The sequence below is a fragment of the Sphingopyxis sp. Root154 genome (assembly GCF_001427105.1).
In the GTDB taxonomy this organism is placed as follows: domain Bacteria; phylum Pseudomonadota; class Alphaproteobacteria; order Sphingomonadales; family Sphingomonadaceae; genus Sphingopyxis.
This window is the reverse complement of record NZ_LMGI01000003.1, coordinates 632,219-657,161: the sequence shown is the minus strand read 5'-3', so window position 1 is coordinate 657,161 and position 24,943 is coordinate 632,219. Positions and strand designations below refer to the sequence as shown.

Annotated in this window: 22 protein-coding genes; 11 read left to right on the top strand and 11 right to left on the bottom strand. The window is 65.7% G+C overall.

The genetic code is table 11. The features are described from left to right. Nucleotides 1-138 precede the first annotated feature (138 nt). The 3 genes from ASD73_RS18615 to ASD73_RS18605 are packed head-to-tail and all read left to right on the top strand — an operon-like array spanning nt 139 to nt 3,671. Nucleotides 139-1,353 (top strand): hypothetical protein, encoded by a 1,215-nt coding sequence (locus tag ASD73_RS18615; RefSeq protein ID WP_056374773.1) that lies wholly within the window; start codon nt 139-141, stop codon nt 1,351-1,353. Between the two features lie 58 nt (nt 1,354-1,411). Further along, nucleotides 1,412-2,311: a hypothetical protein gene (locus ASD73_RS18610; protein WP_056375271.1), complete on the top strand. Its 900-nt coding sequence runs from the start codon at nt 1,412-1,414 to the stop codon at nt 2,309-2,311. Next, entirely contained in the window at nt 2,304-3,671 is a 1,368-nt protein-coding gene (locus tag ASD73_RS18605; RefSeq protein ID WP_056374770.1) for a sensor histidine kinase, read from the top strand. The genes ASD73_RS18610 and ASD73_RS18605 overlap by 8 nt, the downstream gene beginning before the upstream one ends. 58 nt (nt 3,672-3,729) lie before the next feature. Here ASD73_RS18605 and ASD73_RS18600 read toward each other — a convergent pair whose 3' ends face one another. Together ASD73_RS18600 and gltX are read right to left on the bottom strand one after the other, a co-directional pair. After that, nucleotides 3,730-5,013, bottom strand: a complete 1,284-nt coding sequence (locus tag ASD73_RS18600; protein WP_056374768.1) for a citrate synthase — start codon at nt 5,011-5,013, stop codon at nt 3,730-3,732. A 38-nt stretch (nt 5,014-5,051) separates the two neighbouring features. Next, the gene (gene gltX, locus ASD73_RS18595) at nt 5,052-6,506 is read right to left on the bottom strand and encodes a glutamate--tRNA ligase (RefSeq protein WP_056375269.1); all 1,455 of its coding nucleotides are present in this window, start codon (nt 6,504-6,506) and stop codon (nt 5,052-5,054) included. 83 nt (nt 6,507-6,589) lie between these two features. On the opposite strand from gltX, the gene ASD73_RS18590 reads away from it, so the two are divergent. Further along, nucleotides 6,590-8,749 (top strand): ComEC/Rec2 family competence protein, encoded by a 2,160-nt coding sequence (locus tag ASD73_RS18590; RefSeq protein ID WP_056374766.1) that lies wholly within the window; start codon nt 6,590-6,592, stop codon nt 8,747-8,749. On the opposite strand, the gene lexA is transcribed toward ASD73_RS18590, so the two are convergent. From lexA to ASD73_RS18545, 9 genes are all read right to left on the bottom strand, one after another. Continuing rightward, nucleotides 8,703-9,383 carry a transcriptional repressor LexA gene (gene lexA, locus ASD73_RS18585; protein WP_056374764.1) on the bottom strand — a complete coding sequence of 227 codons (681 nt, stop codon included), beginning with the start codon at nt 9,381-9,383 and terminating at the stop codon, nt 8,703-8,705. The two genes, ASD73_RS18590 and lexA, sit on opposite strands and share 47 nt — an antisense overlap. Before the next feature lie 65 nt (nt 9,384-9,448). Further along, nucleotides 9,449-10,639: a molybdopterin molybdotransferase MoeA gene (locus ASD73_RS18580; protein ID WP_056374762.1), complete on the bottom strand. Its 1,191-nt coding sequence runs from the start codon at nt 10,637-10,639 to the stop codon at nt 9,449-9,451. Beyond that, on the bottom strand, nt 10,636-11,106 hold the full coding sequence (gene moaC / locus ASD73_RS18575; protein ID WP_056374760.1) for a cyclic pyranopterin monophosphate synthase MoaC: 471 nt from the start codon (nt 11,104-11,106) through the stop codon (nt 10,636-10,638). The genes ASD73_RS18580 and moaC overlap by 4 nt, the downstream gene beginning before the upstream one ends. Further along, nucleotides 11,103-11,897 (bottom strand): indole-3-glycerol phosphate synthase TrpC, encoded by a 795-nt coding sequence (trpC, locus tag ASD73_RS18570; RefSeq protein WP_056374758.1) that lies wholly within the window; start codon nt 11,895-11,897, stop codon nt 11,103-11,105. Before trpC ends, moaC begins: the two co-directional genes overlap by 4 nt. After that, entirely contained in the window at nt 11,894-12,892 is a 999-nt protein-coding gene (trpD, locus tag ASD73_RS18565) for an anthranilate phosphoribosyltransferase (RefSeq protein ID WP_056374756.1), read from the bottom strand. The genes trpC and trpD overlap by 4 nt, the downstream gene beginning before the upstream one ends. Beyond that, on the bottom strand, nt 12,889-13,479 hold the full coding sequence (locus ASD73_RS18560) for an anthranilate synthase component II (RefSeq protein ID WP_056374754.1): 591 nt from the start codon (nt 13,477-13,479) through the stop codon (nt 12,889-12,891). Before ASD73_RS18560 ends, trpD begins: the two co-directional genes overlap by 4 nt. 151 nt (nt 13,480-13,630) lie before the next feature. Next, the gene (locus ASD73_RS18555) at nt 13,631-14,695 is read right to left on the bottom strand and encodes an alpha/beta fold hydrolase (RefSeq protein WP_056374752.1); all 1,065 of its coding nucleotides are present in this window, start codon (nt 14,693-14,695) and stop codon (nt 13,631-13,633) included. Between the two features lie 35 nt (nt 14,696-14,730). Further along, nucleotides 14,731-16,248 (bottom strand): anthranilate synthase component I family protein, encoded by a 1,518-nt coding sequence (locus tag ASD73_RS18550; RefSeq protein ID WP_056374750.1) that lies wholly within the window; start codon nt 16,246-16,248, stop codon nt 14,731-14,733. Between the two features lie 2 nt (nt 16,249-16,250). Further along, nucleotides 16,251-18,197, bottom strand: a complete 1,947-nt coding sequence (locus tag ASD73_RS18545; protein WP_082521680.1) for a peptidylprolyl isomerase — start codon at nt 18,195-18,197, stop codon at nt 16,251-16,253. A 182-nt stretch (nt 18,198-18,379) separates the two neighbouring features. On the opposite strand from ASD73_RS18545, the gene tpiA reads away from it, so the two are divergent. From tpiA to ASD73_RS18510, 7 genes are all read left to right on the top strand, one after another. After that, nucleotides 18,380-19,132, top strand: a complete 753-nt coding sequence (gene tpiA / locus ASD73_RS18540; RefSeq protein ID WP_056374746.1) for a triose-phosphate isomerase — start codon at nt 18,380-18,382, stop codon at nt 19,130-19,132. A 70-nt stretch (nt 19,133-19,202) separates the two neighbouring features. Then, a complete protein-coding gene (gene secG / locus ASD73_RS18535; RefSeq protein ID WP_056374744.1) occupies nt 19,203-19,646 on the top strand; it encodes a preprotein translocase subunit SecG in 444 nt (147 codons plus the stop codon). A gap of 108 nt (nt 19,647-19,754) precedes the next feature. After that, complete coding sequence (locus ASD73_RS18530) at nt 19,755-21,386, top strand: CTP synthase (RefSeq protein ID WP_056374742.1); 1,632 nt, start codon at nt 19,755-19,757, stop codon at nt 21,384-21,386. A gap of 25 nt (nt 21,387-21,411) precedes the next feature. Then, nucleotides 21,412-22,095 carry a Crp/Fnr family transcriptional regulator gene (locus ASD73_RS18525; protein WP_056374741.1) on the top strand — a complete coding sequence of 228 codons (684 nt, stop codon included), beginning with the start codon at nt 21,412-21,414 and terminating at the stop codon, nt 22,093-22,095. 407 nt (nt 22,096-22,502) lie between these two features. Further along, nucleotides 22,503-23,753 carry a lipoprotein-releasing ABC transporter permease subunit gene (locus ASD73_RS18520; protein WP_056374738.1) on the top strand — a complete coding sequence of 417 codons (1,251 nt, stop codon included), beginning with the start codon at nt 22,503-22,505 and terminating at the stop codon, nt 23,751-23,753. After that, complete coding sequence (locus ASD73_RS18515) at nt 23,746-24,423, top strand: ABC transporter ATP-binding protein (protein ID WP_056374736.1); 678 nt, start codon at nt 23,746-23,748, stop codon at nt 24,421-24,423. Before ASD73_RS18520 ends, ASD73_RS18515 begins: the two co-directional genes overlap by 8 nt. A 27-nt stretch (nt 24,424-24,450) precedes the next feature. Next, on the top strand, nt 24,451-24,927 hold the full coding sequence (locus tag ASD73_RS18510) for a glutathione peroxidase (RefSeq protein ID WP_056374733.1): 477 nt from the start codon (nt 24,451-24,453) through the stop codon (nt 24,925-24,927). Nucleotides 24,928-24,943: the final 16 nt, after the last annotated feature.

Here is a 24,943-nt window from a genome sequence, read left to right as displayed (position 1 = left end):
CGCGCAGAAATGACGCGTAAAGCGCGGGAAAATGGGGTGAAGGCGTGACGTCATCGGGCTCCATCGCGGGGCTTGCCAATCGCTTCGTCGTCCCTAAAGCTGCGCGCCGATGACCGCTGTTCAATACCCCCGGCGCCGATGGCCCTGATTGCGCTGGTCGGCGCCAGCGAAACGCTGGCTGACGGGTCGCTCCGCGCGCTCGTCACCGTGGCTGGCGAAACGCTGATCGAGCGGCAGGCAGCGCGTCTCTCCGACGTCGGCGTGACGCATATCGCGGTGGCGGTCGGCGCGGTTCCCGCCGAGTTGCTAACGACGTGCGACCGTATCCGCCGCCGCGGACTGAAGGTGACGGCGGTCCGTGCCGCCTCCGACCTGATGGGACTGGTCGAGCCCGATGATCGCATCATCCTGGTCGCCGACGGCCTGCGTGCGGGAGGGACGCATTATGCGGCGATCGCCCGGCCCGGGTCGCCCGCGATCCTCGTGACCGGCGATACCCCGCTGACACAGGGGTTCGAGCGCATCGACGCGACCCGCCGCTGGGGCGGGCTCGCGTGTATTTCGGAACCGATGGTCGCCGAACTCGCCGCGATGCCGGGCGAGTGGGACATGATGCTGACGCTGCTGCGGCTTGCGGTGCAATCGGGCGCGCGGCGGCTTTACTGCGAGCCCGCGCTGTTCGAACAGGGCGAGATCGCGATCGTCGCCGATCGCCCCACCGCGGCGCTGATCGAGCAGTCGAGCCTGCAACAGGTCGAATATGGCGGCATGGGGCTGGGCCGTTCGGCGATCATGATGCCGCTGATCCGGCTCGCCGGGCCGTTGCTGGTCAAATCGCCCGCCACCGCGCGCTATCTGCCCTATGCCACCGCGGCGTTATGGGTGATCGTCGGGTTGCTGGCCGCGACCGGGCTCGCTGCGGCGGGCGCGCTGGTGGCGATCTTCGGCGGCCTGGGACTTGCGGCGATGCGCTTCCTGTCGGCGTTTCGAGCCGAAAGCGCAGCACAGGACCGGACCCGCGAGGTGATCCGTACCTTTGCCTGGGTGCTGCTCGCCATTTTCCCGTGGCTCCTGTCGCTCGCCGGTCCGGCGCACAAGATGCCGTTGTTTGCCGAGGCCGCACTGGCGCCGTGCCTCGCCGCAACCATCCTGCTTGCACGATGGCTTTACGAGGATTCGGGCGAGCGCCGCCGGTTCCACTGGCTGCTGCCCGACGCCGATCAGGCGTGGATCATGCTCGCCCCGGCACTGTTGTTCGGGGTTGCTCCATTGATGTTCGCTATCCTGCCGCTGCTCGCGCTGCTCCAGATATTGCTCTGGCTGCGGCTCGCGCGGCGCCCGGAAGGACGCTAGAACAATGGCCTTGAAGGTTTAAGGCCTATTAACGCCATGCTGTTATTGGCGGATGCGCATGAGTGAATCCGTCTCCTCTCCCGGCATCGATCCGCCGTCGCCGACCCTGTCGGCGCGCCTGCGTGAACTGGCGGACTATCTGGCCGCGCCCGCTGCCGGGCGGCTCACCGAGGAGCAGCGCGCGCTGTCGCTGGGCGTTGCGCGCCGGCTGGTCGTCGAAGTCGCGGCAAGGCTCGATCCCCGTATCGATCCGGGCCTACTGTGGAACGAGTGGCTGCGCGGCGGATTGCCCTGCGCGGCGCGGCTGGCGGGTATTTGTTTCGCGCGCGCCGAGGAGCATCGCTGGCGCGAGCAATCGGGGCAACGAACCAGCCCGCCGCCGATCCTGTCCGAACCCGCAACAGCCCACCCCGATGCACCAGCGGAGAGCGTGCCGCTATCCGATATCGATCGCGCCTATCTGGCGCTGCAGATCGCCGACCGCCGCCGCTTCGACGTGCTGGGCAATCCCGCGCTCGCGATTGCCGATCTCGACGGCGAAACGTTCCGCACCCTGCTGCTCGATATCGCGGCCTGGCGGCTGGCCGAGGTGAGCGGGGACAAGCGCCGTGCCGCCGATCTGGGCGACGCGGTGCGGGTCGCGATCGAACGGCAGGCCGAAGAAACCGGGATGGCGCATGCGGGACAGGCCTATTACGAGATTTTGGGAGCGGCATTGCCCGGCGCGGCCGCCGCGGCGATCGCACGCCACAATTGGCCCACGCTGATCGCGCTCGCCGCGGCGGCGCACCGCCGCGCCTATGACGATATGGCGATGACGCTCCTGACCGCCGAAACCGCCGCGCTGCCATCGCTTCTTGCACCGCTGCGCCTCGATCACTCGGCGCTGGCGCCGATCGAGGCGTCGCTGGTTATGCTGCCCGCACGCGCGGTGGCCGATGTGAGCAGCGATGAGTGAGCGCATCATCCGGGGCCGGATCGATCGGTCGGGGGTGCTGGTCAGCGCCGATGCGCCACTGTTGCGCCTGCAGCAGCGTGCGGGCGCGGGGCTCGATAAGCCGCTCGCGCTGCCGCACCTTGCGCGGCTCGTTGCGCTGGCGCAGCGGCTTCACCGCGACATCAGCCGGCCGCTATATGCCGCGGACGATCATAGTGACATCCACGCGATCGTCCGCATCACGCCCGATGCCGACGGCGCGAGTCTCGAGATCAGCGACTGGCGTACACGCCCGGTGAGGCAGCCGCAGGTGCCCGTGATTGCCGACAGCGCCGCCGTACCACAAAGCTGGACGTGGGAATGCGACCAGCAGCTGCGCCTGGTCGCGCTGCACGCCGCGCCCGATGCGCCCCCCATCCCCGACGGCTGGGAAGGTCGCTCGCTTTCGGAGCTGTTCGAACTCCAACCCGACGAAGACGGGCGCTTTCCTGTCTTGCGCGCGCTTGCACGCCAGTCGCGCTTTGAAAGCCAACGCGTGCAGGCGGCGGGTATCGCGATGACTTTGTCGGGCGAAGCCTTGTTCGACGCCACGGGGCGTTTCACGGGTTTTCGTGGGCTTGCAGTCGTCGCTGAAGGTCAGGTGCCCGCCGAGCCGAAGGGGGGCGGGGCGCTCGTCGATCCGGCGTTTGGATCGCTCCCGCTGTCCGATCCGCAGTTCGGCCGCCGCATCGATGGCGCGTTGCGCGGCCCGCTCAGCCGAATCATCGCGACGGCGGAGACGATTTCGGGCCAGTTCGACGGCCCGATCCGCGCCGATTATGCGCGCTACGCCGGCGATATCGCGCATGCGGGGCGCCACCTGCTCGGCCTCGTCGACGATCTGGCCGATCTCCAGAATATCGAGCGGCCCGGGTTCAAGGCGGCCGCCGACGAAATCGACCTGGGGGATCTGGCGCGCCGCGCGGTGGGCCTGCTCGGCATGAAGGCAGAGGAAAAGGGCATCCGCATCGATGCGCCGCGCACCGACGACCGGGCGCCGGCCACCGGCGAGTTTCGCCGCGTTTTGCAGGTGCTGCTCAACCTGCTCGGCAATGCGATCCGCTACTCGCCCGATAATTCGCAGATATGGATCCGCGTAGACCGTGACGGCGACCGCGCGATGGTTACTGTCGCCGATCAGGGGCAGGGGATCGATGCCGAGCAGCAGGCCGTGGTGTTCGAGAAGTTTGAGCGGCTCGGCCGTACCGACAGCGGCGGTTCGGGCCTCGGCCTCTATATTGCCCGCCGCCTTGCGCGCGCGATGGACGGCGAACTGACCGTCGACAGCGCGCCGGGGCAGGGCGCGCGCTTTACGCTGAGCCTGCCGGCGCGCGACGCCTGAATCGAAACGGCGGCACAGTCGCCTGCGCCGCCGCTCGAAATTTCCTATCTTTGAGCGCTTAGCGCTGGCCGACCGGAACGAACGGGCGATGCGCCGCGCCGGTGTAGAGCTGGCGCGGACGGCCGATCTTCTGCGCGGGGTCCGAAATCATTTCGTTCCACTGCGCGACCCACCCGACGGTGCGAGCGAGGGCGAAGAGTGCGGTGAACATCGTCGTCGGGAAACCGATCGCCGACAGGATCACGCCCGAATAGAAGTCGACGTTCGGGAACAGCTTCTTCTCGATGAAATAGGGATCGTTCAGCGCCATTTCCTCGAGCTGTAGCGCGACTTCGAAGACGGGGTCGTTGACCTTCAGCGCCTCGAACACTTCGCGCACCGTCTTCTGCATCACGGTCGCGCGCGGGTCGTAGTTTTTATAAACGCGGTGACCGAAGCCCATCAGGCGGAACGGATCGTCCTTGTCCTTCGCACGCGCGATATATTCGGGGATGCGTTCCGGACGGCCGATTTCGCGGAGCATGTTGAGCGCGGCTTCGTTCGCGCCGCCATGCGCGGGTCCCCACAGGCACGCGATGCCCGCCGCGATGCAGGCAAACGGATTGGCGCCCGACGAGCCGGCGAGGCGGACGGTCGAGGTCGACGCATTCTGCTCGTGGTCGGCGTGGAGGATGAAGATGCGGTCGAGCGCGCGTTCGACGACGGGGTTCACCTCATAAGGTTCCGCGGGCACGCCGAAGGTCATGCGCAGGAAATTGCCGGTGTAGCTCAGCGAATTGTCGGGATAGACGAAGGGCTGTCCGACCGAATATTTATACGCCATCGCGGCGATCGTCGGCATTTTCGCGATCAGGCGGTGGCTGGCGATCATCCGCTGGTGCGGATCGTGGATCTCGGTCGAGTCGTGATAAAAAGCGCTAAGTGCGCCGACGACGCCGCACATGACGGCCATTGGGTGCGCGTCGCGACGGAAACCGCGATAGAAGGTCGCGAGCTGTTCGTGCAGCATCGTGTGGCGCGTAATCGTCGTATCGAAATCGGCCAGTTCCTGCGCATTCGGCAGTTCGCCGTTGAGCAGCAGGTAGCAGGTTTCCATGAAGCTCGAATGTTCGGCGAGGTCGCCGATTGCATAGCCGCGGTGGAGCAGCACGCCTTCGTCGCCGTCGATATAGGTGATCTGCGATTCGCAGCTCGCGGTAGAAGTGAAGCCGGGATCGTAAGTGAACGCACCGGTCTGGGCGTAGAATTTGCGGATATCGACGACGTCGGGGCCGACGGTGCCCGACAGGACAGGGCTGTCGACGGTCGTGTCGCCCAGCGTGATTTTCGCGGTGTCGGTCATATTTTATTCCCTGTACTGACGGCGGGGAGAGAGAGTGGCTACGCCCCTGCCGGATAATGTTGCGCTGCGTCAAGTCGGGCCAGACTGACATCTCGTCCGAGCAACAGCAGCACGTCGAAAATTCCCGGGGAAATGGTTCGGCCGGTTAGTGCAGCGCGTAGGGGTTGCGCGAGTTTTCCGAGCCCCAGTTCGGCGGCTTCGGCTTCGGCGCGCACGGCCGCATCCAGCTCTTCTATCGTCCAGTCGTTCAGCCCGCGCAGCCGCTCTGTCACGGCGGCAAGCAAGCCTTCGGGCGAGGCCTTTAGCACCTCGGCCGCCTTTTCGTCCACCGGCAACGGGTCGGGTTGGAACAGGAAAATCGCGCCATCGGCGATTTCGTCGAGCGTCTTGGCACGCGGTTTCAGCGACTCCATCGCACGCGTCAGCAGATCGCGATCCACGCCGTCCAGTGCACGGCCAACCAGATTTTCGACCCGCGGCGCGACCAGAGCGGCGAGCCGGGCATCGTCGGCCTCACGGAGATAATGGCCGTTCAGATTCTCGAGCTTTTTGAAATCGAAACGCGACGGAGAACGGCCGACATGCGCGAGGTCGAACCACTCGGTCGCCTGTTCGCGGCTGATGATCTCGTCGTCGCCATGTCCCCAGCCGAGGCGGAGGAGATAATTGTTCACCGCTTCGGGCAGATAGCCCATTTCATCGCGATACGCGTCGACCCCGAGCGCGCCGTGGCGCTTCGACAATTTCGCGCCGTCGGCACCGTGGATGAGCGGGACATGCGCATAGACCGGCTCGCGCCAGTTCATCGACCGGATCAGCGCGAGCTGGCGGAACGCATTGTTGAGATGGTCGTCGCCGCGGATGACGTGCGTCACGCCCATATCATTATCGTCGACGACGACGCTGAGCATATAGGTCGGCGTGCCGTCGCTGCGCAGCAGGACGAAATCGTCGAGTTCGGCATTCTGGACGGTCACCTCGCCCTGAACCTTGTCCACGATGGTCGCTGCGCCGTCCTGTGGTGCGCGCAGGCGGACGACGTGCGGAACCGACGGATCGCCGTCGTCGCGGTCGCGCCACGGGCTGCGGACGCGGAAGGGCAGGCGCTTTTCCTGCGCCTCGGCGCGCATCGCGGCGAGTTCGTCCTGCGTCAGGTAGCAGCGATAGGCTTCGCCTTTCGCGAGCAGTTCCGCGGCAACCTCGGCATGGCGCGGTGCGCGCGCGAACTGGAACACCGTCTCGCCATCCCAATCGAGGTCGAGCCACTGCATCCCGTCGATGATCGCGTCGATCGCCGCGTCGGTCGAACGCGCACGGTCGGTATCTTCGATCCGCAGCAGGAATTTCCCGCCGTGATGCCGCGCGAACAGCCAGTTGAACAAGGCGGTGCGCGCGCCGCCGATGTGCAGGAAACCGGTCGGCGAGGGGGCAAAGCGCGTCACCACGTCGGCGCCGGTTGCCTCGCCGGTTGTCTTGGGGGTCGCTTCTGCCACTTTGGTTTGGTTTTCGGTTGCCACGATGGCCTCTTTCACTCAATTTGCCGCTCTTCTGGGCGGGGATCGGGGGAGCCCCTAGCATGGCGACAAGGCAGCTTCAAACGCCCATTGCCGTACGCTGGACAAGTATCTGGCGCGGCGCGGGCGACGCGCTGGAAGCGCGGCTGGAAGCGGAGCGCGAGCGGATCGGGCTCTGGCTGCCGGTCGCGCTCGGCGCCGGTATCGCGGCCTGGTTCGCGCTGCCCGCGAAGGCGCACTGGATCGGGTTGCTGCTCTTGCTCGCGGGCGGCTTGTGCGGGGGGCTGTTGATCGGCTGGCAAAGCCGCCTCGGACGGCTTGTTGTCGTGGGGTGCGGCGTGATGGCGGCGGGCGTGCTGCTGATCTGGACGCGCGCCGTCTGGGTCGCGGCGCCGGTGCTGGCGGGACCGGTCGTGACCGAATTCTCCGCGATCGTCGAGCGCGCCGAACCGCTGCCCGCCAAGGGGCAAATTCGTATTCTCGCTCTACCGCAGAACCGTGCCGACCTGCCGCCGCGCGTGCGGTTGACGCTGCGTAGCGAGCAGGCGGCGACGCTTACCGACGGCGAAACAATCGGGGTCAGGGCGCGGCTGATGCCGCCACCGACGGCGAGCCTGCCTGGAGGGTATGATTTCGCACAGCGGGCCTGGTTCGACCGGATCGGAGCGGTCGGGACGGTGCTGGGCGACGTTTCGCGGGCGCCGGGAGCGGGGGCGACAACGCCGCCGCTGCGCGCGCGGCTCAGCGCGCATATCCATGGGCGGGTCGATGGGTCGGCGGGGGGCATCGCCGCGGCGCTGGTGACGGGCGACCGCGGCGCGATCAGCGAAGCGGACGAGGAGGCGATGCGCCGCAGCGGACTGGCGCATCTTCTGTCGATCAGCGGGTTGCATGTAACCGCCGTTGTCGGTTTTGCGATGTTTCTGACGTTGCGATTGTTCGCGTTGAGCCGGCGGCTTGCGCTGGCGGGTTATGTCCTGCCGCTTGCTGCCGCTGCCGGGGCGCTCGCTGGCGGAGGATATACCTGGCTGGCAGGGGCGGAGGTGCCGACGCTGCGCTCGTTTATCGCCGCGCTGCTCATCCTCGTCGCCTTCCTCATGGGGCGCGAGGCGCTGACGCTGCGGCTGGTTGCGGCGGGCGCGTTGATCGTATTGGTCTGGCGGCCCGAATCGCTTGCCGGACCCAGCTTCCAGCTGAGCTTCGCGGCGGTCACCGCCATCATCGCGCTGCACGAAAGCCGCCCGATGCGATCTTTTCTGATGCGCCGCGAGGAGCCCTGGCCGGTTCGTTTCGGCAGGGCCGTTGCGGGATTGCTCCTGACCGGCCTTGTCGTCGAAGTGGCACTCGCGCCGATCGCGCTGTTCCATTTCCACAAGGCGGGGCTGTACGGCGCGCTCGCCAACGTGGTCGCAATCCCGCTGACGACCTTCGTCATCATGCCCGCCGAGGCGCTCGCTTTGCTTTTCGACAGCGTCGGGCTCGGCGCACCCTTCTGGTGGATCACCGAACAAGCCCTGCTTGCGCTGATAGGGCTGGCGCACGGTGTCGCCGACGCACCGGGTGCGGTCGCCATGATGCCGAGTTTTCCGCGCTGGGGCTTTGCCCTGGCGGTATTCGGCGGGCTCTGGCTGCTGCTTTGGAAGACAGGGTGGCGCCGCGTCGGCGCGGTCCCGTTGGCGATCGGCATGGCGGCGCTGCTTGTCCAGCCGCGCCCCGACCTGCTTGTCACGAGTGACGGCCGCCATATCGCAGCCGCGTTGCCCGACGGCAGCTATGCGCTGCTCCGCGACAGGGCGGGCGACTATGTGCGCGACAGCATGGCCGAAGCCGCCGGAGTCGATGCTCCGCTCACCGCCCTCACCGATCTCGATCACGTCGAATGCAATCGCGATTTCTGCCGCTGGAGCCAAGGCGCAGGTTCCGCGCGGCGCATCATCCTCGCCTCGCGTGGCCGCGACCGGATCGAGGGTGCCGAGATGGCGGCGGCCTGTGCCGCGGCCGACGTCGTGATCAGCGACCGCTGGTTACCGCGCGAATGCGTGGGGCGTTGGAGGACGATCGATCGCGACAGTCTTGCCACAAGCGGCGGGCTGGCGCTTTATCTGGGCGAAAAGCCCGAAGCGGTCGCCACGCTGCGTGCGGGCGACGGGCATCCGTGGCGTTTGCCGCAGCAGCTTAGTGGTAACGACGAAGCAATCCCGATAGGCGGCCCTGCACGATGACGCGATCTGCGGGGTAGCGCTGCGGTTCGTAGGCGGCATTCGCCGGGTCGAGGCGGATCATCTGTCCTTCGCGGCGGAAATATTTGAGCGTTGCGTCCTGCCCGTCGACGAGCGCGACGACGATGTCGCCTTCGCGCGCGGTGCTCGCTTTCTGGATCAGCGCATAATCGCCGTCGAAGATGCCCGCCTCGACCATCGAGTCGCCCGACACTTCGAGCGCATAATGTTCGCCCGAGCCGAGCAGTGCGGCGGGAACCGCCAGATTATTATGTTCTTCGAACGCCTCGATCGGGACGCCGGCGGCGATCTTGCCATGCAGCGGCACCTCGATGATGTCGTTGGCGGCGATCGGCCGTAGCGCGGGAGCAGGCTTGCGCAGCGGGACGATATTGTCGCGATCATTGCGTACAGGCTTGGCCGCTTCGGGCACCTTGAGCACCTCCAGCGCGCGTGCGCGGTTGGGCAGGCGGCGGAGAAAACCTCTTTCTTCCAAAGCACTTATCAGACGGTGTATGCCCGATTTCGACTTCAGGCCCAGCGCCTCCTTCATCTCCTCGAACGATGGCGAGATGCCGCTCGTGTCGAGACGTTCCTGGATGAAGTGGAGCAGCTCATGCTGCTTTGCGGTCAACATCGGTCGTTCTCCATGATGCCAATTCCGGACATAGAGAGAACGATAGTGGAACAAAGCGGAACTTGTCAAGCGATGACGATATAGTCCGCCATGTCGTCTGCCGTGCGGGCGGGCGCGCCAATCTCGCGGATCAACAAGGCATTGGCCGATGCGAGCGGCAGCGTGAGACCGCTCTCCTGCCCGAAGAGCGGAGTCAGCCGTCCCCCTTCGAGTCGCGCGCGGAGATAGTCGCGGCGCGTCCCGCCCTCGGCCAGCGCCGCGGCGAGCGGCGCCCGATGCATGGCGGGAAAAGGATCGCGTGCGCCGGCGAGGTGGCGGACGAGCGGCAGGAGGAACAGCGTCGCGGTGACATATGCTGACGACGGATTGCCGGGCAGGCCAAGCAGGATCGCATCGCCGATCGTCCCGGCGATCAGCGGCTTGCCCGGGCGCATTGCGATTTTCCAGAAATCGAGCTGACCGCCGGCGTCTTCGAGCGCGCCACGGACATGGTCGTGATCGCCGACCGAGGCGCCGCCCACCGTGACGATGACGTCGTGACGTCGCGCCAATTCCTCGAGAAGCTTGGCAAGTGTCGAGCGATCGTCGCGGATATGGTGCGGCAAGATGGCTTCGGCGACCTCGCCGACGAGCATCGCGGCGAGCATCGCGCCATTGCTGTCGGGAATCTGGCCGGGGGCGAGCGGGTGTCCCGGCTGGACGAGTTCGTCACCGGTCGTGAGGATCGCGACGCGCGGACGGCGGCCGACGACAAGCTGGCTCGCGCCGCTCATCGCCGCGGCGGCGATCGCACCCGGGGTCAGGCGCGCGCCCGCCGGCAGCAGGCAATCTCCCGTCGCGAAATCGATAGCGCGCGCGCGGATATGGCGACCATACGCTCCGGGGCCATCGCCCATCAGGGTCAACCGCGCGCCGTCGCGTGCGACGTCCTCCTGAACGATCACCGTGTCGGCGCCGGCGGGAAGCATCGCGCCGGTGAAAATCCTCATTGCCTCGCCGGATTCTACGATGCGTTCCGGCGCGGCCCCGGCGGCGGCTTCGCCGATGACCGACCATGGCCCGGGCAGGTCGTCGAAACGGATTGCATAACCGTCCATCGCCGACATGGGAGCGGCGGGCTGGTCGCGCAAAGCGACGACATCGTTTGAAAGATAACGGCCAAGCGATTCGGAAAAGGCGATATTTTCGCTCGCTAGCGGCGCACGCAGCGCGAGCAGCCGGGCTTGCGCTTCCTCGACGGGAAGCAGTTCGCTCATTCGGCGCGCCAGTCGCCCGAGCGCCCGCCGCTCTTTTCGAGCAGGCGGATGTCGCCGACTATCATCGCGCGGTCTAGCGCCTTCGCCATGTCGTAGAGCGTGAGCAGCGCAACCGACGCGGCCGTGAGCGCCTCCATCTCGACCCCGGTCGGGCCGGTCGTCTGTGCGGTAGCAGAAACCGATATGCCGCTGTCTTCCCATGCAAAATCGACGCCAATCTTGGTCAGCGCAAGCGGATGGCAGAGCGGGATGAGGTCGGCGGTGCGTTTCGCAGCCATGATCCCGGCGATGCGTGCGGTCGACAGAACGTCGCCCTTGGGCGCATTGCCGCTGCGGATCGCTTCGAGCGCGGATGGCGACATGGTGATGCGGCCACCGGCGACCGCACGGCGCTGCGTTGCGGGTTTGGCGCCGACATCGACCATTGACGCAGCCCCGCTTTCGTCGAGGTGCGTCGGCCGCGTCACGCTGCGTCGCCCGTGAGCAACGTACGCGTTGCCGCCGTGACGTCATCCTCGCGCATCAGGCTTTCACCGACGAGAAAGGCGCGGACGCCGCTTTCCGCCAATCTTTCGCAGTCGGCATGGCTCGCGATGCCGCTTTCGCCGACGAGCAAGCTGCCCGGCGGGACCAGCTTTGCAAGGCGTTCGGTAACCGCGAGGTCGGTTTCGAAGGTACGCAGGTCGCGGTTGTTCACACCGATCAGCCGCGACTCGAGCTGGGCCAGCGCGCGGTCGAGTTCGGCTTCGTCATGCACCTCGACCAGCACGTCCATGCCGCGCTCGATCGCTGCGGCCTCGATCTCGCGCATCACGCCATCTTCGAGCGCGGCGACGATGATCAGGATCGCGTCGGCGCCGATCGCGCGGGCTTCGGCGACCTGCCAGGGGTCGACCATGAAATCCTTGCGCAGCGCGGGAAGCGGGCACGCCGCACGCGCTGCGATCAGATAATCCTCATGCCCCTGAAAATAAGGCGCGTCGGTCAGGACCGAGAGGCACGCGGCCCCGCCGGCGGAATAGGCACGGGCGTGATCGGCAGGATCAAAATCCTGTCTTATCAGTCCTTTGGACGGCGAAGCCTTCTTTACTTCGGCAATCAGGCCGAAGTCGCCCGCGTCGATCTTTGCCCGCAATGCAGCAGCGAAGCCGCGCACCGGACCAGCGTCGATCGAATCGAGGTCCGCCAGGGAGCGCGAGGCGCGGCGCTCGGCGACTTCGTCGGCCTTGGTGGCAAGGATTTGGGTGAGCTTGTTCATTTATAGGCGATCCAGCAGTTGAGCAGCGCGTTGGCAAGACCCTTGTCAATCGCTTCGGCGGCTTCCTCGACGCCTTCGAGCAGCGTTTCTGCCGCACCCGCGACAACGAGCGCTTCGGCGGCATTGTAGAGCACCGCATCGCGGTACGCTCCCGGCTCGCCCTGAAGCAGGCTGCGCAGCGCCTTGGCATTATATTCGGCGTCGCCGCCGCGGATTTCTTCAAGCGACCGCGTCGGGAGACCCGCATCCGCGGCCACGCTGCGCTGCATGCGTACGCCTTCGGGCAAGATCACCGCCACCTCGTTGCCACCAGCAAGCGACAGTTCGTCGAGCCCCTCGTCGCCCGAAATAACACGTGAATGCTCGGTGCCGAGCCGATGCAGCGCCTCGGCATAGACTGGGACATAGGCGGGGCGTGCGATGCCGACGAGCTGGCGCGTGACGCGCGCGGGGTTGGCGAGCGGGCCCATCAGGTTGAAGATCGTGCGCCGCCCGATCGCCTTGCGGATCGGCATGATACGCTTCATCGCCGGATGGCGCGTTCCGGCGAAGAGAAAGCAGATGCCGAGGTCGGCGAGCTGTTCCTCGGCTTGCCGGTCGGCTCGCTCCATATCGAGCCCAAGAGCTTCCAAAGTATCGGCCGCACCAGATTTGGAAGAAGCCGCACGATTTCCGTGCTTTGCGACCGGAACCTCGCAGGCCGCGACGACGATCGACACCGCGGTCGAGACGTTGAGCGTATGATGGCCATCGCCGCCGGTGCCGCAAACGTCGATCGCGCCTGCGGGCGCGTCGATCGGGATCAGCCGGTCGCGCATCGCCTGTGCAGCGGCGGCGATTTCGACCATCGTTTCGCCGCGGTCGGAGAGCGCGGTCAGAAATTCGACGATATTTTCGTCGCTGGCACCGCCATCGAGCATCGTGGCGAAGGCATCGGCCGCCTCGTCATGTTCGAGCAACCCGGCGGGGTCGGGAAACGGACCGAAGCGGCTCATGCGGCTTTCCGTTCGCCGACCGGCAACCCCGCGATTTTCAGGAAATTGGCGAGCATCGCATGACCATGTTCGGTCGCGATGCTTTCGGGGTGGAACTGAACGCCGTGGATCGGCAATTCAACATGGCGGAAGCCCATGACCGCGCCGTCGTCGCTGGTCGCGTTGATCACGAGATCGGCGGGAATGTCGACGACTTCGAGGCTGTGATAGCGCGTCGCCTGAAAAGGCGAGGGCAGGCCGGCGTAAAGCCCGCTGTTGTCGTGGCAGACGGGCGAGGTCTTACCATGCATCAGATGGCCGCGCTGGACGGTGCCGCCAAAATGCTGGCCGATCGCCTGATGCCCGAGGCACACACCGAGCAACGGACGAGACGCTTCGGCGCAGGCAGCGACGAGATCGAGGCTGATCCCCGCTTCGTTCGGGGTGCAGGGGCCGGGAGATATGAGGATCGCGTCGGCGCCGGTCGCGAGCGCGTCGCTCGCAGTCAGCGCATCGTTGCGCTCGACACGCACGTCGACTCCCAGCTCGATCAGATAATGAACGAGGTTGAAGGTGAAGCTATCATAATTGTCGATGACGAGGATCATGGGGGCGCACTAACGATTTTGCCGGGGTTGGGGAAGGGATAGAAGCTTTTCTGCACCCAAACCCAACTTCGTCATTCCGCGAAAGCGGGAACCCAGTTGGCACGGCTGCTCGCTGGGTTCCCGCTTTCGCGGGAATGACGAAGGGGCTGTGTTACTGGGCCATCAGTTTCGCAAGGTCGTCCTTCCAGAATTTCGCCCAGGTGTGGGTGCTGTGCCCCCTGGTTTCGGGGCTCGCCGCGATGAGGATGAAGGTCGTCGTCTTCAGGCGCGCCGCGGCCTTTTCGGTGATGCCATAGGCGGGCGGGTTGATGAAATCGTCGGCCGAGTTAATCCAGAGCACCGGCACCTTGATCTTTTCGAGGTTCGGCCAGGGATTATACGTTCGCGAGCTGTCGAGCTGATAGATGGTGTCGTTCGCGTCGTTGCGGCCGTAGGTGCGGGCGAAAGCCTCATCCTTGTATTTCTCCGCTGCTTCGCGCGTCGGATATTGTGCCTGCAGCGCGTAAGGATTGGCGCCTGCGATCAGGCTGAGCGATGCTGCGGTGCGCAGGCCCGCCGCGGGTGGGTCGGTGTAATTGCCGCCGTTCCACGATGGATCGGCCTTGATCGCGTCGATCGACAGCACGCGCCACATACGGTTCTGACCCGCGATCTCGACGGGCAGGCACGCGAAGGGCGCGAGCTTTTCGGTGAAATCGGGCCAGGTCTCGCCCCAGACGAAGGCGTGCATACAGCCCATCGACGTGCCCAGGATCAGCTTCAGTTTCTGCACGCCGAGCTTCTCGGTGAGCATCCGGTACTGCGCGCTGACCATGTCGTCATAATCATATTTGGGGAAGTTCATCCGCATGCCGTCGCTCGGCTTTGACGAGCCGCCGTGACCGATATTATCAGGCAGGATGATGTAATATTTTTTCGTGTCGAGCAGCTGGCCGGGGTCGAATAATTCGTTCGCGAACTGCGGCTGGAAGAATTGTTTCCCCGTACCGCCGGTGCCGTGGAGGATCATCACCGCATTGGTAACATGGCCCTTTTTGTCGCGCTGCGGCGTGCCGAGCGTCGTATAATGCATCTTGAGTTCGGGCAGTTTTTCGCCCGTGGCGAAGGTGAAATCCTTGAGGATCGCGTCGCCTTCGACGGCTCCTTCGACAGTCTGGGCATGGGCTGGCGTGACGCTGGCGAACAGCAGGGCGAGCGGAGCGAGGAGTTTGTGCATGGCGGGACGCTAGCGCGCGGCCCGATCAGGTCAAGTTATTGCCCGTACCCCGGCGTACCCGCGAGCCGCACCGCCTCGCGCGCTGCGGCGAAGAGCGCGCCCGCCTTGGCCTCGCATTCGCGCTGTTCATAGGCGGGGTCGCTGTCGGCAACGATGCCCGCGCCTGCTTGCACATGCATTTCGCCGTCCTTGACGATCGCGGTGCGCAGCACGATGCAGCTGTCCATATTGCCGTCGGGCGCGAAATAGCCGACGCCGCCGGCATAAGGCCCGCGCGCATCGGCTTCGAGTTCGGCGATGATCTGGCACGCGCGGACCTTGGGCGCGCCGCTGACGGTGCCCGCCGGGAAGCCCGCGAACAGCGCGTCGATTGCATCCTTGTCGGGCGCGATGCGGCCGATGACGTTCGAGACGATGTGCATGACGTGGCTGTAGAATTCGACGGTGTAGCTGTCGGTCACCGTGACGCTGCCGCCGATTGCAGCGCGGCCAACGTCGTTGCGGCCGAGGTCGAGCAGCATCAGATGTTCGGCGCGTTCCTTGGGGTCGGCGAGCAGGCTCTCGCGGTTCTCGACATCCTCGGCGCTGGTACGGCCGCGCGGGCGGGTGCCGGCGATCGGGCGGATGGTGATTTCGCCGTCCCTGACCCGGACCAGGATCTCGGGCGACGAGCCGATCAGCGCGAACCCGGGCAGGTCGAGGAAATAGAGGAAGGGCGAGGGGTTGATGCGGCGAAGCGCGCGGTAAAGATCGAAGGGCGGCAGGTCGAACGGCGTCGAGAAACGCTGCGACAGCACGACCTGAAAAATGTCGCCCGCGGCGATATAGTCCTTCGCGGTCGCGACCATCCTGGCGAAATGCGCGGGGGTCGTTGCGGCGTTTGCGGCGATATCGGTCGGCAGCGCGTCGGTCGCGGCGCGCTCGGCGTGGGCGCTGACGCTCGACAGGCGCGCGGCGATGGTGTCGAGCCGGTCCTGTGCCGCCTCGATCATCCGGTCGATGGCGCCCTCCGGATCGGGCCAGATCGGCGCGATCAGGAAGAGTTCGTCGGCGAGGCGGTCGAACACCAGGATAACCGTCGGGCGCACGAACACCATGTCGGGAAGGCCGAGACCCGGCCCCGGCGCGCGCGGGATGCGCTCGACGAGGCCGATCGTTTCATAGGCGAAGAAGCCGACGAGCGTCGCGAGCGCCTTGGGTAGCCCCTCTGGCACGTCGAAGCGGCATTCGGCGACGAGATCGCGCAGCGCCTGCAGCGCAGGGGTGGCGAGCGGCTCGAACGCCTCGCGGTCGCGGCGCCAGTCGCGGTTGATCCGCGCGGCGTCGCCGGTGACTTCGAACATCAGGTCGGGGTCGAGTCCGAGCAGGCTGTAGCGCCCGCGCGTCTCGCCGCTTTCGACCGATTCGAGCACCCAGTCTCCGCGCCCCGGCTCGATCAGCTTGAGCGCCGCCGAAACGGGGGTTTCGATGTCGGCGATCAGCCGCTGCCAGACGACCGCGCCGCGGCCCTGCGCCAGCGCTTCGAGCGCTGTTGCTCTGCCTTCGAGGCTCACCCTTATTCGGAGACCGGCGCGGTGCCGGTCAGCTCGGCGCGCAGCTGGTTGACGAGATCCTTGTTGATCGTCACGCCCACACGGCGCTTGGCTTCGGCGGCGAGCTGCTCGATCAGTTCATTGCCGAAGGCGGGGGCGAGCGGCTGCGCGATCGCGGCGACGCGTGCCGGCTCGATCGCTTTCGGATCGGGGCGCTGAACGTCGTTGAGCGCGATCACCATCCAGCCGCGGTTACCGGGGATTTCGAGCGTCTTGACGCTGTTCTTCGCCATCGAGAAGAGCAGGGCAAGTTCGGGCGGAACGGGCTTGCCGCCAGCACCGAGTTCGGCGCGGCGGCCGCCGATCGTCTGGACATTGCCGATATTTGGGCCGGCAGCGGCGACGGCTTCGTTCAGGCTCTTGCCGCCTTCGACCGCCTTGACGATCGCGCGGGCTTTCCCACGGGCGACCTTCTGCCCCTCGGCAAAACGCCATTCGCTGAGCAAGTCGCCGCGAATCTGCGCGAACGGCGGCGGCGCCGCGGCGGTGATCGATTTCACGGCATAGACGGCGAATTTCTCATTCTCGACGAGCGTGGCGATATGGCCTTCGCCTTCGCCGGCGGCCTGGAAAGCCTGTGCGACGAGCGGTGCCAGCTCGGGCGCCGGGACGAAAGCGGGCTGGGCGGGGGCGCGGCCGCTGGGCAGGATTGCGGGCGTCTCGACAAGCTGGAGCTTGCGGTCGGCGGCGACTTCCTCGACCGACGCGCCGCCGTTCACGGCGTCCTGGATCGCGTTATAATAGTCGACGATCGCCTCGTTCGCCTTGTTCTTGGCAAGCTCAGTGCGGATCTCGGCGCTGGCGTCGGCGAGGCTGCGCGCGGGCTTCGCGGTCACATCCTCGACGCGCGCGACGGTCCAGCCGAGGCCGGTCTGCGTCGGGCCGATCAGGTCGCCCCGCCTGGCGGCGAAGGCGGCCTTGGCCGCCGCGGCGCTGCTCGTCGCGGCAAAGGCCGACTGGGTCAGGTCGCCGGTGGTCGAAGCCGAGAGGCCCGCGGCCTGCGCCGCGGCGGCGAGCGGAGTCCCGCCGCGAACCTTGGCGGCCAACGCGGTGGCTGCGGCCTGATCGGGGACGATCACCTGCGCGAAGCGGCGCGTCTCGCTCGCGGTATATTGCGCGGCATTGTCCTTGTAGACCTTGGCGATTTCGGCGTCGGTGACGGCGGGCACCGGCACTGCGGCGCGGTCGAACAGCGCGTACTGGATCACGCGGCGCTCGGGGACGGTGAACTTGGCGGTATTCTGCGACAGGAACGTCTTCAGCGCGGCGTCGCCGGGATCGGCGGTCGGCGCGAAGGGGCTCGCCGGAATGAAGGTCGCCTGCCCGCGACGCTGTTCCATCAGCAGCGCGGCATAGGGCTGGGCCATGCCCGGCGCGATGCGGGGCATCATGGCGATCGGTGCGGCGAGCTGCTCGATCAGCAGCTGCTGGCGCAGGTCGCGACGAAGCTGCGTTTCGGTGAGGCCGTTCTGGCGCAGGAAATTCTCGAAGACCTTCTGGTCGAACTTGCCTGATACGCCGGCAAAGGCGGGCAGATCGGCGATGCGCCCGTCGATCAGCCGCTTGCTGACGCTGAAACCCATGTCGGTCGCGAACTGGTCGAAGGCGCTCCCCTCGACGAGTTGATCGAGCACCTGGTCGAGCCCGCCCGCTTCAACGAACGCGGCCATCGTCAGGCCCGGTTGCCGCTGCCGCGCCTGATCATAAGCCTGGCGCGCGCGGTCGCGCAGTTCGCCGACGCCGATCTGTTCGCTGCCGACCTTGGCGACATTGGCGCCGCCGAGCCCGCCGAAACTCGAATTGCCCGTCACATCGCCCAGCGCGAAGGCGAGGCCGACGAGGACGACGAAGCCGAGGGCAAGGAATTTGCCGATCGTCGAGGAAAACATGGCGCGGATAGCGGTAATCATGGAGCAGGCATTCTTTCCGGCAGGGCGCGGGTCACGCGCGATTGCGCGCTGCTTTAGGCGGGAGGCGGGGCCGCATCAAGGCCGGAAAGGGGCTTTATCGCCTGTGCGCGACGCGGCTTGCCTATCGCGCCCGTGCGCCGCTAGGGCGGGGGCAAGGTTCGAATAGAGGGAGACGCAGATAAATGACGCGGCGCAAATATGTGGTCGGCAACTGGAAGATGAACGGGCTTTCGGCGGCAATAGGCGAAGCGCAGGCGATCTTTGCCGCGGCGGACGAGCATGCCGCCGTCGACGTCGCGATCTGCCCGCCCTTCACGCTAATAGGCGCGATGGTCGCTGCCGCGCCGGGGAAAGCGGTCGGCGGACAGGATTGCCATAGCGCTTCCTCGGGCGCCTTCACCGGATCGGTCGCGGCGGCGATGCTCGCCGACATCGGCGCGAGCGTCGTGATCGTCGGGCATAGCGAGCGCCGCGAAGGCTTCGCCGAAAGCGACGCCGACGTGCGCGCGAAAGCCGAAGCTGGCCTTGCCGCCGGCTTGTCGATGATCCTGTGCGTCGGCGAACCGCGCGAGGTCCGCGAATCGGGCGGTGCTATCGACTATGTCCTCGCGCAGATCGCTGGATCGGTGCCCGAAAGCTTCGACCCGTATCGCCTTGCCATCGCTTATGAACCGATCTGGGCGATCGGGACCGGGCTGGTGCCGACGGCCGCCGATGTCGCGGCAATGCATGGTGCGATCCGTGGGGCACTGGCGGCGCGGTTCGGCGGCGCGGCAGAGGATATGCGTATTTTGTACGGCGGGTCGGTCAATGGCGAGAACGCCGCCGAACTGCTGGATGTCGGTGACGTCGATGGTGCGTTGGTGGGCGGCGCCAGCCTGACGGCTGCCAAGTTCGTACCAATCATCGCGGCAGCGGCGACACTCGCGGGTTGAAGCGAAGCCGCTTCGTCTCTATGTGCGCCGCGGGCGCGGTCCGTTTGAGGCCGCGCAAGTTCGGGAAAATATGATGTCCAGTCTCTTCACCTTCATCCTCGTCCTGCAGGCGCTCGTCGCCGCGGTGATGATCGGCGTCATTTTGATGCAGAAGTCGGAAGGTGGCGGTCTGGGCGTCGGCGGCAGCCCCGCGGGCCTGCTTTCGGCGCGCGGCGCGGCGGATTTCATGACCCGTGCGACGACGATCCTTGCGACGGCTTTCGTCGCACTGTCGATCGTGCTTGCGGCGATGGCCTCGGTTGGCCGCAGCGGTTCGACGATCGACACTTCGCTGTCGAAAACGGCGCAGACGAGTGGCGCGGCTCCGGCCTCGTCGCTAACCGGCGCGACGCAGCCGGCCCCTGCTGGCACAGCGCCGGCGAGCGACGATCCGTTGGCAGCCGCAGCCGCAGCCGCTGCTGCAAGCCAGGAAGCCGCCCCGGCTCCCGCTCAGGCACCGCCCGCCAAGAAATAACCGGCGGCTTCGGCCTCCACCTTAAACCCGCCCGGCGGAAAATATTTCCGCCGGATGCGATTCGACGGCTTGCGCCGTCCCCCTCCCGTTGAGTAAGTCTTTCCTCCCATGGCGCGGTTCATTTTTATCACCGGCGGCGTGGTCTCCTCGCTTGGCAAAGGTTTGATGGCGGCTAGCCTCGCGGCTTTGCTGCAAGCGCGTGGATATCGCGTCCGTATCCGGAAGTTCGATCCGTATCTGAACGTCGATCCGGGCACGATGTCGCCCTATCAGCACGGCGAGGTCTATGTGACCGACGACGGCGCCGAAACCGACCTCGACTTGGGGCATTATGAACGCTTTACCGGCGTTGCAGCGCGCCAGAGCGACAATGTCACCTCGGGCCGCATCTATCAGGGCATCATCGCCAAGGAGCGCCGCGGCGACTATCTGGGCGCGACGGTGCAGGTCGTCCCGCACGTCACCGACGCGATCAAGGAATTCGCGCGCACCGACATCGACGACCTCGATTTCGTGCTGTGCGAAATCGGCGGCACCGTCGGAGATATCGAATCGCTGCCCTTCATCGAAGCGATCCGCCAGCTCAAGAATGAAGAGGGGCGCGAAAATGCGATCTCGGTGCATGTCACGCTGGTGCCGTACATCGCGGCCGCGGGCGAACTGAAGACCAAGCCGACGCAGCACAGCGTGCGCGAACTGGCGTCGCTCGGCGTTCAACCCGATATCCTGCTCTGCCGCTGCGAAAAGCCGCTGCCCGAGACCGAGCGCGCCAAAATCGCGCTCTTCTGCAACGTCCGCAAGGAAGCGGTCATCCCCGCACTCGACGCCGACAGCATCTATTCCGTCCCGGTCCAATATCATGGCGAGGGGCTGGACAGCGAGGTTTTGCGTGCGTTCGGCATCAAGGACGCGCCCGCGCCCGACCTGTCGCGCTGGTACGACATCATGGACCGCAAACAGCATCCCGAAGGCGAAGTCACTATCGGCGTCGTCGGCAAATATGTTTCGCTGCCCGACGCGTATAAGTCACTGAACGAAGCGCTGGTCCACGGCGGCATGGCGCACCGGGTCAAGGTCAACATCCGCTGGCTCGATGCCGAAATGTTCGAGCGCGACGAGGATCTCGCCGCCAATCTCGAACCGATGCACGGCATTCTCGTCCCCGGCGGCTTCGGCGAGCGCGGCTCCGAAGGCAAGATTTCGAGCGTGCGTTTCGCGCGCGAACGCAATGTGCCCTTCTTCGGCATCTGCCTCGGCATGCAAATGGCGTGCATCGAGGGGGCGCGGAACACGAGCGGTATCGCCGACGCATCGAGCACCGAATTCGGCCCGACCGACGAGCCTGTCGTCGGCATGATCACCGAGTGGATGAGCGACGAAGGCTTGCAGAAGCGCGGCGCCGACACCGATCTGGGTGGCACGATGCGGCTGGGCGCCTATGAAGCGAAACTGTCGCCGAACAGCCATGTCGCGAGCGTCTATGGCGCGAACGACATCAGCGAGCGGCATCGTCACCGCTACGAGGTCAACAACGCCTATCGCGAGCAGCTCGAGAAGGGCGGTCTCGTCTTTTCGGGCATGTCGCCCGACGGCATGTTGCCGGAAATCGTTGAGCGCCCGGACCATCCGTGGTTTATCGGGGTGCAGTTCCACCCGGAACTCAAATCGAAGCCGTTCGATCCGCATCCCTTGTTTGCGGGTTTCATCGAAGCGGCGGTGAAACAGAGCCGGCTGGTCTAGACCGGGGCAAAAGGGGTGTAGGGGAATGGATCACGCGAGACTCGCCGAGTTGCAGGGCCCCGACAGCATTTTTTCCGGGCTCTCGGTCGAAGATTGGGCCGAAATCGCGAGCCGGGCGGTGCATGTCAATTTCGTCAAGGGTAAGGAATTGCTCGTCCAGGGCGACCCGGGCGACATGATGCTGATCCTGACCGAAGGCACCGCGCGCGTGTCGATGCTGACCTCGGGCGGCCGCGAAATCGTGCTCGCCTATGCCGAACCCGGCGCGATCCTGGGCGAGATCGCCTTGCTCGACGGCGGCGAACGCACCGCATCGGTAACCGCGACAAGCGCGGGTAGCGCGTTGCAGCTTGGCCGCAATGCGCTCAAGGATTTCGCCGCGAGCCACCCCGAATTCGCATGGTCGCTGATGCAGCAGCTTGCGCGGCGGCTGCGCACCGCCGACCAGACGATCGAGAGCGACCGCGCCTATGCGTCCGGCCCGCGGCTCGCGCGCTATCTCAAGCGCCTGATTCGCAAGGATGTCGAGGCGTCGCACCGCGTCGAGCTCAGCCAGACCGAGCTTGGCAATTTCGCGGGTATGAGCCGCGAGCATATCAACCGCCAGCTCAAGAGCTGGGAAGAGTCGGGCGTGATTTCGCTGGAGCAGGGACGCGTGCGTGTGCTCGATGCCGATATGCTGGAAGATATCAGCGAGAGCGAGGGATAACAAAGGCTCGCCGGGTTCCCGCTTTTGCGGGAATGACGAATTTGAAGTGCGTTGTGATTGGCCGGAATCACAACGCCCGGGCCTCGCTTTGCGAAACCCGGGCGCCTGTGACGAACACTCGCCATCCCCCTTTGTTGCAGACCCGGCGAAAGGTCTGCACTCCCTGGAGCCGGGCCTTTGGGCCGCGTTGAACCAGAAGCAGCGTGGGTAGGTCCGCAGGGGGGCTTTGTCACTCTCTGACGGGCACTTGGCCCTGCTTTTGCCGGGCGCTGTGACCTATCGGCAACACATTCCGCAAATCATTTGCCGTTTGACGCCATGCCGGCGGCCATTGCCAGCGGTGCCGGCGCTGCTTAAAGCGGCGCTATGCGTGTCATTCCTCATGCGCCGCAAAGGCACATCGCTCCATGATCCTGCGTCCGTACGAACGCACCATCTTCAAACGCTATATGCTTCCGCAGCGCGGCGAAGGGTTCATCTTCGTCGCGGCGGCGTTCAGCTTTATGGCGGTCACGCTGGGCGTCGCGGCGCTGGTGATCGTGATGAGCGTGATGAACGGCGTGCGCAGCGACCTGTTCGACAAGATCGTCGGGCTCAACGGCCATGCGGTGGTGCAGGGATTTGGGGGGCGGCTCGACGACTGGCAGGACGTACTGAGACAGGCGAAGGCGACGCCGGGCGTCGTTTCGGCGACGCCGCTGATCGAGCAGCCGTTGCTCGGCACCTTCAGCGGGCGCGTCGAGGGCATTTTGGTGCGCGGTATGCTGGTGCCCGACATCCGCAAGAACGAGACGCTGAACGGCAAGGTGCTGCAGGGCAGCCTCGACACGCTGACCGCCGGATCGGGCAATATCGCGATCGGTAGCGAGCTGGCGCGCAACCTTGGCGCAACCGTCGGGTCGAACCTGACGATCATCAATCCGGCGGGCCGCTCGACGCCATTCGGCACCGTGCCCCGCGAAATCAGCTATCGCATTTCGGCTATTTTCGAGATTGGCGTCTATGATTTCGACAAAGCCTATGTCGTGATGCCGATGGAAGATGCACAGTTGCTCCTCTTGACCGGCGATCAGGTCGGGATGATCGAGATCAAGACCACCGACCCCGACAAGGTCGGCGAGATATTGCGGCCGCTCGCCGAAAAGGTCGCGGCGCAGGCGGTTGTATCCGACTGGCGGTCGATGAACGCCAGCCTGTTCGAAGCGCTGTCGATCGAACGGGTGGCGATGTTCGTCATCCTGTCGCTGATCGTGCTGGTGGCGGCATTCAATATCGTCTCGTCTCTGATCATGCTGGTGCGGGCGAAGACGCGCGACATGGCGATCCTGCGCACGATGGGGGCGCCGCGCGATGCGGTGCTGCGTATCTTCATGACGATCGGTGTATCGATCGGCGTCGCGGGGACGCTCGTCGGCATGGGCTTCGGTTTCGGGCTGCTCTATTTCCGTGCCGGCGTGCTGCGCGGGGTAGAGTTCCTGACCGGCCAGCCCTTGTGGGACCCCTCGATCCGCTTCCTTACCGAATTGCCGTCGAAACCCGACCCGTTCGAGATCACCGGGATCGCGGTGATGGCGATCGTCTTCAGCTTCCTCGCGACGCTCTATCCGGCGTTCAAGGCGGCGAACACCGATCCGGTGCAGGTGCTGCGTTATGAGTGACATGATCCTCGAACTGCATGCGCTCAAACGCAGCTTTACGCAGGGCGACGTCACCATCGACGTGCTGCGTGGGGTCGATGCCCATCTGAAGCGCGGCGAAATCGTCGCGCTCCTCGGGCCGTCGGGGTCGGGAAAGTCGACGATGTTGCAGGCCGTGGGCCTGCTCGAAGGCGGATTCGACGGAACGATCAGCATCGACGGCCATGACGTCACGCGATATGATCAGGGCGAGCGGACGAAGACGCGGCGCGAGAAGATCGGCTTCGTCTATCAGTTCCACCACTTGCTCCCCGATTTCAACGCGATCGAGAATGTGATCCTGCCGCAGTTGATCCGCGGGGCCGGGCAAGCTGAGGCCGAGGAACGCGCTGCAGACCTGCTCGGACGGCTGGGGCTGGCCGAACGATTGCATCACAAGCCGAGCAAGCTGTCGGGCGGCGAGCAGCAGCGCGTCGCGGTGGCACGCGCGCTCGCGAACCGGCCCTTGTTGGTCCTCGCCGACGAGCCCACCGGCAATCTCGACGAGGCGACGGCGGATCGGGTGTTCGACCAGTTCGTCAAGCTGGTGCGCGATCATGGCTCGGCCGCGCTCGTCGCGACTCACAATGAGCGGCTCGCGGCGCGGATGGACCGCGTGCTGCGCTTGCACGACGGGCGGATCGAGGCGTAGGCTCGCGCGACAAGAAGGGGACGGACTATGTCATTGTACGATCTTTCGGCGAAGCTGCCCGGCGGCGGCGCCCAATCGCTGGCCGACTATCGCGGAAAGGTGCTGCTGATCGTCAACACCGCGTCGAAATGCGGCTTCACCCCGCAATATGAGGGGCTGGAGGAGCTTTACCGCGACTATAAGGACCGCGGGCTCGAGATCCTCGCCTTTCCATGCAATCAGTTCGGTGCGCAGGAGCCGGGCGATGCGGCGGAAATCGCGAATTTCTGTTCGCTGACCTACGACGTCAGTTTCCCGCTGATGGCGAAGATCGACGTCAATGGCGACGATGCCGATCCGATCTTCAAGCATTTGAAGAAGGAAAAGACCGGGCTGCTCGGCAGCGGGATCAAGTGGAATTTCACCAAATTCCTTGTCGACCGCGAAGGCAGGACAGTGTCGCGCCACGCGCCGACGACCAAGCCCGAGCAATTGCGCAAAGAGATCGAGGAACTGCTGGGTTAAGCCTTGGCAGAATCAG